Source organism: Oryzifoliimicrobium ureilyticum, from assembly GCF_037199735.1.
GTDB classification, from domain to species: Bacteria; Pseudomonadota; Alphaproteobacteria; order Rhizobiales; family Rhizobiaceae; genus Rhizobium; species Rhizobium ureilyticus.
Map to the genome: position 1 here is coordinate 18,209 of NZ_JBBBVQ010000016.1, position 10,410 is coordinate 28,618.

Below are 10,410 nucleotides of genomic sequence, written 5' to 3' on the forward strand. Positions count from 1 at the left end.
TGCAACTCGTGGAGGAGTTATGTTCAGTCTGACAAGACGCAAATCCCTGGCCTTGGCCGGGATGGGCCTGCTAGCGGCCTCTGGAGCGCCTCTGGCAGCTCGCTCGCAAGAAAAGAAGACCATCAAAGTCGCGACGCAATACGGAACGAGCCATCTGGCAACGACCGTCGCGGAAAAGCTTTCGCTCTTCCAGAAGCACGCGGAAGGTAATGGGATTGGTGGAACCGAATTTCAGGTACAGCGTGTCAGCGGCTCAACGGTCATCAACGACGGTATCTTCAGCGGCAGTCTCGATATCGGTGCCTATGGATCGACTGCCTTGATCGCGGCCTGGGCCAAAACCAAAGGCTCTTACGACCTGAAGGGGATCGTCGCCTGCAATGAAGCGGTTCTCACGCTTTATACGAACGACCCGTCAATCAAATCGATCAAGGACATCAAGCCAACGGACCGTATAGCGGTGACCGGTACGACATCGCCGCAGGCCATCTTGCTGCAAATGGCTGCCGAAAAGGCATTTGGCAAAGGGGAGGCTAAACGCTTCGATAAGCAGATGGTCCAGCTGCCGCACCCCGACGCAACGACCGCGTTGATCTCCGGAAACGGCGTGAGCCTTTATTTTGCGGCCCCACCATTTATCAGCACGCTTGAGGCATCCAAGAAATGCTTCAAGGTTGTCGACAGCCGGGAGATCTTGGGTGGACCTTGTTCCGGTGCGCTCTATGCCGCAACCCAAAAATTTGCAAACGCCAATCCGAAAGCGCTAACCGCATTTGTGGGCGCGCTCAAGGAGGCGATGGATCTGATCCGGAACGACCCCGGCAAGGCCGCCGAGATCTATATGGCGGCGGAGAAAACGAGCCTTTCCGCAGCTCAGGTCGAAGAAGCAATCAAAGGCCAGGTCTTCACCGTAGAACCGCGCGGAATGCAAAGTTTTGCGGACTTCCTGGCGAGCACCGGTGCGATAAAGCAGGCGCCCGCCAGCTGGCGTGACATGTTCTTCGCGCCGATAAGCGAGGGAAGCGGCAGCTGATGGATATGAACACGCAATTTGCAAATGGAACGCCGGGCAGTTCCACAACGTCGCCTTTGCTTTCGGTCAATGGCGTTACCCTGCAATACAAGACGGGCGCGGCGATCTTAACTGCGACCTACAAGGTCAGCTTCAACGTCCAGAAGGATGATCGCTTCATTCTGCTCGGGCCTTCGGGATGCGGAAAGTCGACACTCCTGAAAAGTGTTGCCGGCTTCCTGGCGCCGGTAGAGGGCGACATCAAGCTCGCCGGCAGGCCCGTTCGAGGACCAGGGCCCGATCGCATGATGGTCTTCCAGGAATTCGACCAGCTCATGCCGTGGATGACGGTCATCGACAACGTCATGTTCCCGATGCGCCGGTCGGGACGCTTCCCGAAATCCGAGATCCGCGACAGGGCCCGGCGCGTGATCACCAAGGTTGGTCTTTCGAAATTTGAAAACTCCTATCCCCACATGCTGTCGGGCGGGATGAAGCAGCGGGTGGCCATTGCACGTGCTTTGGCAATGGAACCGCAGATGCTCCTGATGGATGAGCCCTTTGCTGCCCTCGATGCGCTGACGCGTCGGCGCATGCAGGAGGAACTTCTGGAACTCTGGGATGACGTGCGGTTCACCCTGCTGTTCGTGACCCACTCCATTGAAGAGGCGATCATCGTCGGCTCGCGTATTCTCGTCCTCTCCCCCCATCCCGGCCAAGTTCGCGCCGAACTCGATGCAACGGCCTATGGGCATCAGCACCAGGGTGATGCGGACTTCATGGCTTTCAATCGAAAGATCAACCAGATGCTCTTCGGCGATCAGGAGGTTGCCCATGACTGAGGTTCTTGACGGTCGGTCAATCCCCGCGGCCAGACCCGATCTGGAGTACAAGACGGTCGATATCGCACAGATCGGCAGCATCAAGCAGGATGTCGGCTTCCTGGAGGGCTTGTTCAACATCACAGGCTTTCGCCGAGCGCTGGTCCTGATCGGGCTGTGTGTGATCTGGGAAGTCTATGCGCGTTATCTCGGCAATCCGTTGATGTTTCCGTCATTCAGCGATACCGTCACCACGCTCTGGGGCGACATCGTCTCCGGACGTCTGCCTTCGGCAGCGATAACCTCGTTGCAGGTTCTCGTGACCGGTTATGCGACTGCCATCGCGCTTGCGGCAGTGATGACGACGCTCGCTATCTCGACACGTTTCGGTACGGACCTGCTCGCGACATTGACGGCCATGTTCAATCCGCTACCGGCGATCGCTGTTCTGCCGCTCGCGCTTCTGTGGTTCGGCCTCGGCACCAGCAGCATTGTCTTCGTGATCGTCCATTCAGTCCTCTGGGCGGTCTCGCTCAACACCTTCACCGGCTTTCTTTCGGTCAGCCAGACCCAGAAGATGGCGGGCCGGAACTACGGCCTTGGCGGTTTGCGAATGGTTTTCTTCATTCTCATTCCCGCTGCTTTTCCCTCGATCCTGTCCGGCTTGAAGATCGGCTGGGCCTTTGCCTGGCGTACCCTGATCGCCGCCGAACTGGTCTTTGGTGTTTCCGGAAACGCTGCCGGTCTTGGATGGTACATTTTCGAGGCTCGCAATGCTCTCGAAACTTCCGGTGTATTTGCCGGCCTGTTGACGGTGATCGTCATCGGTCTAGTGGTCGAAGGTCTCGTCTTCCGAACAATCGAACTTCTGACAGTGCGCAAATGGGGAACCCAGACCGGCTGACCATTTCCCGTCGAGTTAGCCCGCGCGAGAATAATTCGGCCAAAGACTACAGACACCGGCAATGACAGGAAGCTTGCGGTCAATGCTGGGTGCACTTTCCGAAAAATTGAAGCAATCGATACGAACGAGGCGCACATATGAATGCCACGAACGCGAATGAAGGCCAGTTTAAGGGCCGGGTAATGGTCACAGGAGCGCAACTGGTCTCCGAAGCGATGCAACTGCTGGCGGATCATCGCCTGGACCCGATTTTTGCTCCGGCCTATTCAACACCTTCCGACCTTGCCGCAATGGCGCGAAGCAATCAGGTCGATGCAATTCTTGTGCGCCAGGGGTCCATCGATCGGTCGGTGATCGCTGCGTCGCCAAGGCTGAAGGTGATTGCAAAACACGGCAGTGGCGTTGACAATATTGACCTGACAGCAGCCACCGAGTTCGGCGTCCCGGTTCTACGGGCGCTCGCCGCCAACGCGCAGTCAGTCGCTGAACTGGCAATCAGCCTGAGCGTTAGCCTGATGAAGGATGTCCTGTTCCTCGATAGCCAAGTGAAGGCCGGTGACTGGCCGAAGACAAAATATGTCGGCCGGGATCTCGCTGGCGCCGTCTTTGGAATCGTGGGCTTCGGAGAGATTGGTCAACGCGCTGCTAGCTTGGCGCGCGGGCTTGGGATGACGGTCATTGCCTATGATCCGTTTGCGGCAGACACCCCGGAAATCAAAGTCAGCCGCAATCTCGGCGAGGTCCTGAAAGCTGCTGACGTCGTCAGTCTCCATTGCCCCCTGATACCTCAGACCCATCATCTCATCAACGCCGAGCGCCTGTCCTTGATGAAGCCGGATGCCTTCCTCGTCAATACAGCACGGGGTGCGGTTGTTGACGAGGTCGCTCTTATCGCTGCGCTCCGCGCCAAGACGATCGCAGGTGCTGCCCTCGACAGTTTCGAGGAGGAGCCGCCGGCGAAGGACAGCCAGCTCTGGAGCCTGCCCAACCTGATCGCAACACCGCATGTTGGCGGTGCAAGCCGGTCGGCCTTGCGCAACATGGCCGTTCAGAGCGCCACGCATATCATCGGGGTCTTGGAAGGCCGGGGCTTCGACGCCCGGGCGCTTGCCAATACCAACCTGACGGTAGCAGCCTGATTTAATTCGTTTCCAGGGAGATTAGCATGATTGGATTTCGCGTCTGCAAGCGTGAGCGTAAAGTTGAAGTAAAATGGGTTGATGCCTTTCGCGCGCTACCCGTTGCCAATATCAGCGACGTGATGTCGCGCATGACGGCCGCAGGACCGACGCTTCGTCCCTTTTACACCGGTGCCACGATGACAGGCGCGGCCATCACCGTTAAGGCACGGCCTGGCGACAACCTGATGGTGCATAAGGCGCTCGATATCGCCGAGCCGGGCGATGTCGTCGTGGTCGATGCGGGCGGAGATCTGACAAACGCGATAATCGGTGAACTGATGGTGGCCCATGCTGCGCAGCGCGGGCTCGGCGGCATCGTGATTTTTGGTGCCATCCGCGATAGCGCAGAATTGCTATCGGGTGCGTTCCCCGTTTTCGCTTCGGGCGTGACCCATCGCGGGCCCTATAAGGACGGACCTGGAGAGGTCAATGTTCCGATTTCGATCAACGGCATGGTCATTCATCCCGGTGATCTCATCTGCGGTGACGCCGATGGTGTCGTGTGCGTACCGTTGAATGACACTGAAACTGTTTTTGCGGCGGCAACGAAGAAGCATCAGGCCGAAACCGCGCAGATGGCGAACATTAAGCTCGGTAAAAATGACCGTGCTTGGGTCGACGCAACGCTGACAAAGCTCGGTTGCGAAGTCTTAGGCTGATCTACGGTCGTGGTTCGAACTATCAGAACCTTCAGCATGGTCGCGATCTTCCAAGAAAACCATGAGTGCCGCCTGATCGCTGGAGGCGAATAGAAGCATAGGCATGCCTGGTGGAGAGGCTCTGGCGGATGGTGACGTCCGGCAGAGAATAGAGCCGATATTACGGGAGGTTCAGATGTCTATACCGAGTGATCGTCCGTCAGCGCTGGAAAAGTCTGCGATGCGGCGTGTCGTCCGGCGGATCATGCCGTTGATGATGATCAGTTATCTTTTTGCTATTCTTGACCGTGCCAATGTTGGAATGGCCTCGCTGCAGATGGTGCAGGATCTGCACATATCAAAGCAGGCATTTGGGTTTGGCGCCAGCCTGTTCTTTATCTCCTATTTCCTGATGGAAGTGCCGAGCAATATGGCTCTGCAGCGCTTTGGTGCGCGCATGTGGATCGCTCGGATCATGATCACCTGGGGGTTGATATCGGCCGCTATGGCGTTCGTAGAGGGGGAGACGTCATTTTATATCATGCGCTTCGTGCTTGGCGCTGCCGAAGCGGGATTCTTCCCGGGCGTCTTGCTCTTCCTGACCTATTGGCTACCCTCCGGATACAGAGGGCGGTACATCGCGCTTTTCGGCATTTCCATTCCGGCGGCCACCTTTCTCGGATCTCCCATTGGCGGAATTCTGTTGAGCCTCGACGGACTTATGGGACTAAAAGGCTGGCAATGGTTGTTTATACTGGAAGGGTTGCCGGCCGCTGCCCTCGGTTTCACATGCCTGCTGCGTCTCACCGACAGGCCGGAAGAGGCCAAGTGGTTGCCAGAAGCGGAACGCCAATGGCTTGTCGGAGAACTCCGCAAGAACAGTGACGGCGGAACCGATCGCTCAGGGACGAAACGAGGTTGGGCGGGATTTTTGTCGCTCCTGCGCAATCGGTACCTCTGGGCGATGGCGCTCGCATGTTCGGGCGCGTCCGCGGCTGGATCGGTTCTCAGCGTTTGGCAGCCCCAGTTTCTGAAGTCCTTCGGTTTGACTGATTTCCAAACGGGATTGGTCAATGCCGTCCCCTACGGTCTGGCGTGCGTCCTTATGGTCCTCTGGGGCCGTCATTCGGACCGGAGCGGGGAACGCCGCTGGCATACAGCAACCGCATTGATGCTGATCACGCTTGGCTTTGTGGGTGTCTTCTTTGCTCACTCGCTAACGGCGACAGTCATCCTGCTCAGTTGTGTGCTGGTTGGGGCCTATTCATTTAAAGGGCCATTTTGGGCGCTGTCTTCAAGTACGCTTGGCGCTGCGCAGATTGCCGCCGGATTGGCAATGATCAATGCCACGTCAAATCTCATGGGCGGTGGTTTGATGGTCAACGTCTATGGCAGCGTTCTCGAGCTCAGCGGCAGCCACGGCCTGGCTTTATTGCCTGTAGCCATCGTCTCATTGGTCGGTGCCCTTCTCGTCCTAAGGATGAAGACGACCTGGAAAATCTCTATGGAAACGATGCGCCATGCGTAATTGTGGTGCGTCTCAAATTTCAGATTGAACCCTAGTCACCAGTTTCTCGGGACGTAAGGAAAGTTCTCCTTCCAGGTGGTCATACCTGCCTTAGATCCAAGGTGCCGGAAGTCCGATATAGTTCTTCCTCAATTCACCGATCCGCAGGTCGGCCGATAAACGCCCTTGAATTCTACGTAAAGTAGATGTCATCGGTTCGATCTGCATAAAGTGTGCGAATCTGAATAATTGTATCGCGTTACCGGAGTGCACTGACGCGTCGCGCTGCTATTCGCCGGCACCCAAATGGTCACGCGTGAATGAGATCAGGCTCTCGATATGCGTGGCGACTGCCGCACGGGTGGAGTCGAGATCGCCACGTTCGATGGCCTCGATGATGACAAGGTGCTCGGTCGAATCCGGTTTCAGCCGGTCTTTCAGCCTGTCGATCTCGAAGAGGCGTGTAGTGGCCCGCAGTTCACGCAGCACCTTAGCCATCACGGCATTGCCGCAGTAGTCGATGATCATATTGTGCAAATTGTCGTCGGAGAACCAGTGCGCGTCGGTATGATAGGCTGTCGCATCGAGAAGGTCGTGGATCTCGCGCCTAACCTCGATCAGCCGGCGGCGCGGAATGTTGCGGATCGCCAGAGCGGCGGCTTCCGGCTCGATTAGCAAGCGCAGCCGCAAGCTCTGCAGATATTCTCCGATGTCCACGCGGCGCACGATATAGTTGCGGCCATCGCCCTTGCGGACGAGCCCTTCACCCTCGAGCCGTTGTAGAGCCTCGCGTAGGGGCGTCCTTGATATTCCAAGGGTCTCGGCAAGCTTTGCCTCGACGATTACATGGCCGCCCTTAAGCCGACGGTGGCGTATCATGTCGGAGACTGCTCTATAGGTGAGCGATGCGAGATTGTGCTGACCGCGCGTTGCGATCTTCACGTCTGAAGCAACCGATGTGTCCGTCACTTTGCCTTCTTCCTCTACCGGCAATGTAGTCCCTCGCTTATTCCTTTACGCGCAAAGCTGGCGCATATGATAGTCGATACCAAGGAGAACCCGAAAGAGACGCCGTGGACGATCGACTGAGCGAAACCAATGATGACACTAGCCTTGCCGATGATACGTATCGCCTGATTCTGGCAGATATCCTCTCGGCCCGTCTCGCCGGCGGCTCCATCGTCCAGCAACGCCGTCTCGCCAGTCAACACGCGGTGTCCCGCTCTCCGATGCGCCATGCCTTGAGCCGGCTGGAGGGGGAGGGGCTGCTCGTGCGCAACGAGAAGGGTGTTCTTTGCGTCCGCGTCGTTTCGCTGAAAGACTACCTCGATAGTTTGACGATGCGCATGTTGATCGAGCCGACCGCGGCTGCCCTTGCAACGCCCCACATCGCCGATCCTGAGCTTGAGCGCCTTTCGATGATGCTGGATGCGATCGATGCCGACCTTGAGCCAGACCCCGAAATCGTCTGGCAGTTTGACGATGCCCTGCATAGCTGCATTGCCGACAACAGCCGCAATGCCTTCATGAAAGCAACGATCGGCGACATGCGGCGCTACACCACGATCTTCGAGCGCCAGATGGCCATCGTGCGCGCCAAGCCCGGTGTTACGGAGCACCGAGCGATCCTTGGCGCCTTGAAGGCGCGTGATGCCGAGGATGCACGCAAGGCGATGACGGAGCATCTCGACGCAGTGCGACAGGGCGTTCTCACAAATTACTGATGTCAACTTCATGACTGTTGCGCGTCTCGAATAACTATGTATAAAAGTGGGATCCCAGATGAATGCAAACTGGGTAACATAATTCAAAGACTAACTCCAGAGGCCATCCATGACCCCTTCTCTCATTTTTCGCGGTGTTCTCGCTGCCTTCTCCTTGTCGCTGACGGCATCGGCCGTTTTCGCGCAGAGCTGTGAACCCAAGGTTCCGGCCGGCGAATTGATCAAGCCCGGTTCGCTTGTGATGTCGACCAACCCGACATTGCCGCCGCTGCAGTTCGTCGATTCCAGCGGTGAGCTCAAAGGCATGCGCGTCGAACTCGGCGCCGAGATCGCCAAGCGCCTGTGCCTCCAGCCGGAATATGTCCGCATCGAGTTTTCGGCGATGGTCCCGGGCCTGCAGGCCGGCCGCTGGGATATGATTAACACCGGCATCTTCTTCACCGAGGACCGCGCCAAGATCATGCAGATGATCCCCTATGAGGATCAGGCGATCAGTGTTTCCATCGCGCCGAATTCCGACAAGAAGGTTGCCACAAAGGATGATCTCTCCGGCATGACTGTCGGCGTGGAGATTGGTGGATTCGAGGAGACGAAGACGCGCTTGCTTGACAAAGAACTGCGCGCTTCCGGCAAGGAAGGTCTGACGATCCAGACTTTCGACAACTTCGCGCTGGCATACCAGTCGCTTCGTGCCGGTCAAGTTCAGGCCGTCGTGTCGATCGACGCGGTTGCCAAGGAATATGACAGCCGCGGTGATTTCAAGCGCGCCCTGAGCGGTCTCTATCCGGCTCCGGTTTCACTCGCTTTCAAGAGCACCGTGCTGGCGGATGCTGTTTCGGTGACGATCAAGGAAATGAAGGCTGATGGCTCCCTGAAGGCGCTGTTCGACAAGTACGGCATGGCGATGGTCGCCGGCGACTATTCCGTGAAGGGTCCTCGCCGCTGATCGGTCCGCCGGACAATCGATTGACTTGTGAGGCGCGGGGCTCCCGCGCTCGCTTTGAGCAGGAAATGGATTGATGTCGCTCTGGAACTGGTCGGGCTTTTTCGGATACCTCTTCAACCCCTTCATTCTCGGTGGCGTGATCACGACCATCTGGCTGACCGTCGTCTCGCTGATTGCAGGGTTAATATTGGGCTTCGCGCTCGCGATGATGCGCCGCTCGAGACTGCGCTTAGTCCAGACGCTGGCCAAGGTCTATATCTGGCTGTTCAGAGGCACGCCGCTTCTAGTCCAGTTGATCGCGCTTTACACCGCTTTGCCATTATTCGGCATCCGCCTCTCGGTGGTAGAGGCGGCGCTCGTGGGCCTTGCGCTCAACGAGGCGGCCTATCTCGCCGAAATCATTCGCGCTGGCATCGAGGCAGTTCCGATCGGGCAGACGCGAGCCGCCCGTGCGCTCGGCATGACCGAGCGCCAGATCATGCGCTACGTCGTCATGCCGCAGGCGTTCAAAGTCATCATCCCGCCGCTCGGCAATTCCGTGAACGGTCTTTTGAAGACGACATCGGTCACATCGGTGATCTCGATGGAAGAACTGCTGCGACGTACCCAAGTCTTGATCCAGGAGCGCTTCATGGTGCTCGAACTCTTTGCAGTGGCGGCGATCTATTACCTCCTTTTGACGACACTCTGGGATGTCTTCCAGAGACATATCGAGAAGCGCTTCGGCCAGTCCGATTCCAGGCTGTCCTTCAGCGAAAAGCGCTAGAACCAGGATATTGACATGACCAAGAAGTTTCGCGGCGTTTACACCGTGATGATTACGCCATTGGACCGCGACGGCGCCGTCGACCTCAAGGCGATGGCTTCCTTCACCGAATGGCAGGTGCGCCAGGGTATCCATGGCCTCATTCCGCTGGGATCGACCGGCGAGTTCCTATCGCTCAGTGAAGAAGAGCGCGACGGTGTCGCTCGCACGGTCATCGAAACCGTCAAAGGCCGCGTGCCTGTCCTGATCGGAACCGGCGCCGAGGATACACGCGAATGCATGCGCCTCAGCCTCAAGGCCGAACGGATGGGCGCTGACGGTGTGATGATCATCCCGCCCTTCTACTCGACACCGACCGATGACGAACTCGTCCACCACTACAAGACCGTTGCCGCCGCGATCTCGATTCCGATCATGGTCTACAACAATCCCGCGACTGCTAATGTCGATCTGAAGCCTGAGCTCGTGAAACGCATCGCCGAGATCAAGGGCTGCGATTACATTAAGGAATCGACCCTTGAGGTAACGCGCGTGCGCGACATCATTCAGCTGGCGGGCGAGGACATGACTGTGTTCGGCGGCATCCTCGGCTTCGAGTCCTTCGTGATGGGCGCGCAAGGCTGGGTCGCGGTGGCCTCGAACGTCGCACCGGGTCCGATGGCGCGTATCTTTGAACTTGTCGCCGACGAGAAGAAGTTCGATGAGGCTAGGGCTCTTTATCTCAAGTGGCTTCCAGTCATACAGGCTGTCGGGGGGCAGGCCTATGTCGCCGGATCAAAATGCCTGCTGACGCACATGGGGTTTGCAGCCGGCACGCCGCGTCCCCCACGTCTGCCGCTTCCCGAGCAGCAGGATGCGGCCATGAAAAAACTGGTTTCGGACTTCGGTCTGACCTTCAGCCTCTAGGATTT

Annotated in this window: 11 protein-coding genes; 10 read left to right on the plus strand and 1 reads right to left on the minus strand. The window is 57.7% G+C overall.

Annotated features, from left to right (window positions below; translation table 11 throughout):
- The first annotated feature begins 19 nt into the window (after positions 1-19).
- From VQ830_RS19930 to VQ830_RS19955, 6 genes are all read left to right on the plus strand, one after another.
- Positions 20-1,033, plus strand: a complete 1,014-nt coding sequence (locus tag VQ830_RS19930; RefSeq protein WP_337269896.1) for an ABC transporter substrate-binding protein — start codon at positions 20-22, stop codon at positions 1,031-1,033.
- Complete coding sequence (locus tag VQ830_RS19935) at positions 1,033-1,854, plus strand: ABC transporter ATP-binding protein (RefSeq protein ID WP_337269897.1); 822 nt, start codon at positions 1,033-1,035, stop codon at positions 1,852-1,854. Before VQ830_RS19930 ends, VQ830_RS19935 begins: the two co-directional genes overlap by 1 nt.
- Positions 1,847-2,737 carry an ABC transporter permease gene (locus VQ830_RS19940; protein ID WP_337269898.1) on the plus strand — a complete coding sequence of 297 codons (891 nt, stop codon included), beginning with the start codon at positions 1,847-1,849 and terminating at the stop codon, positions 2,735-2,737. The genes VQ830_RS19935 and VQ830_RS19940 overlap by 8 nt, the downstream gene beginning before the upstream one ends.
- 137 nt (positions 2,738-2,874) lie before the next feature.
- A complete protein-coding gene (locus VQ830_RS19945; protein ID WP_337269899.1) occupies positions 2,875-3,876 on the plus strand; it encodes a hydroxyacid dehydrogenase in 1,002 nt (333 codons plus the stop codon).
- Between the two features lie 26 nt (positions 3,877-3,902).
- Positions 3,903-4,577 carry an RraA family protein gene (locus VQ830_RS19950; protein ID WP_337269900.1) on the plus strand — a complete coding sequence of 225 codons (675 nt, stop codon included), beginning with the start codon at positions 3,903-3,905 and terminating at the stop codon, positions 4,575-4,577.
- A 175-nt stretch (positions 4,578-4,752) separates the two neighbouring features.
- The gene (locus VQ830_RS19955) at positions 4,753-6,084 is read left to right on the plus strand and encodes an MFS transporter (RefSeq protein WP_337269901.1); all 1,332 of its coding nucleotides are present in this window, start codon (positions 4,753-4,755) and stop codon (positions 6,082-6,084) included.
- 267 nt (positions 6,085-6,351) lie between these two features.
- Here VQ830_RS19955 and VQ830_RS19960 read toward each other — a convergent pair whose 3' ends face one another.
- The gene (locus tag VQ830_RS19960) at positions 6,352-7,032 is read right to left on the minus strand and encodes a GntR family transcriptional regulator (protein WP_337269902.1); all 681 of its coding nucleotides are present in this window, start codon (positions 7,030-7,032) and stop codon (positions 6,352-6,354) included.
- Positions 7,033-7,136: 104 nt separating this feature from the next.
- Between VQ830_RS19960 and VQ830_RS19965 the strand changes: the two genes are divergently transcribed.
- The 4 genes from VQ830_RS19965 to dapA all read left to right on the plus strand — a co-directional run bounded on the left by VQ830_RS19965 (position 7,137) and on the right by dapA (position 10,405).
- On the plus strand, positions 7,137-7,787 hold the full coding sequence (locus VQ830_RS19965) for a GntR family transcriptional regulator (RefSeq protein WP_337269903.1): 651 nt from the start codon (positions 7,137-7,139) through the stop codon (positions 7,785-7,787).
- Positions 7,788-7,896: 109 nt separating this feature from the next.
- Positions 7,897-8,733, plus strand: coding sequence for an ABC transporter substrate-binding protein (locus VQ830_RS19970; protein ID WP_337269904.1), 837 nt, complete (start codon positions 7,897-7,899; stop codon positions 8,731-8,733).
- Between the two features lie 73 nt (positions 8,734-8,806).
- On the plus strand, positions 8,807-9,499 hold the full coding sequence (locus VQ830_RS19975; protein WP_337269905.1) for an amino acid ABC transporter permease: 693 nt from the start codon (positions 8,807-8,809) through the stop codon (positions 9,497-9,499).
- A gap of 15 nt (positions 9,500-9,514) precedes the next feature.
- Positions 9,515-10,405 (plus strand): 4-hydroxy-tetrahydrodipicolinate synthase, encoded by an 891-nt coding sequence (gene dapA / locus VQ830_RS19980; protein ID WP_337269906.1) that lies wholly within the window; start codon positions 9,515-9,517, stop codon positions 10,403-10,405.
- The last annotated feature ends 5 nt before the right edge of the window (positions 10,406-10,410 follow it).

Excerpts from the sequence above, each read along its gene's own strand:
- VQ830_RS19975 (WP_337269905.1), top strand. The coding sequence starts at position 8,807 with ATGTCGCTCTGGAACTGGTCGGGCTTTTTCGGATACCTCTTCAACCCC.
- VQ830_RS19940 (WP_337269898.1), top strand. The coding sequence starts at position 1,847 with ATGACTGAGGTTCTTGACGGTCGGTCAATCCCCGCGGCCAGACCCGAT.
- VQ830_RS19935 (WP_337269897.1), top strand. The coding sequence starts at position 1,033 with ATGGATATGAACACGCAATTTGCAAATGGAACGCCGGGCAGTTCCACA.
- dapA (WP_337269906.1), top strand. The coding sequence starts at position 9,515 with ATGACCAAGAAGTTTCGCGGCGTTTACACCGTGATGATTACGCCATTG.
- VQ830_RS19970 (WP_337269904.1), top strand. The coding sequence starts at position 7,897 with ATGACCCCTTCTCTCATTTTTCGCGGTGTTCTCGCTGCCTTCTCCTTG.
- VQ830_RS19930 (WP_337269896.1), top strand. The coding sequence starts at position 20 with ATGTTCAGTCTGACAAGACGCAAATCCCTGGCCTTGGCCGGGATGGGC.
- VQ830_RS19955 (WP_337269901.1), top strand. The coding sequence starts at position 4,753 with ATGTCTATACCGAGTGATCGTCCGTCAGCGCTGGAAAAGTCTGCGATG.
- VQ830_RS19950 (WP_337269900.1), top strand. The coding sequence starts at position 3,903 with ATGATTGGATTTCGCGTCTGCAAGCGTGAGCGTAAAGTTGAAGTAAAA.
- VQ830_RS19945 (WP_337269899.1), top strand. The coding sequence starts at position 2,875 with ATGAATGCCACGAACGCGAATGAAGGCCAGTTTAAGGGCCGGGTAATG.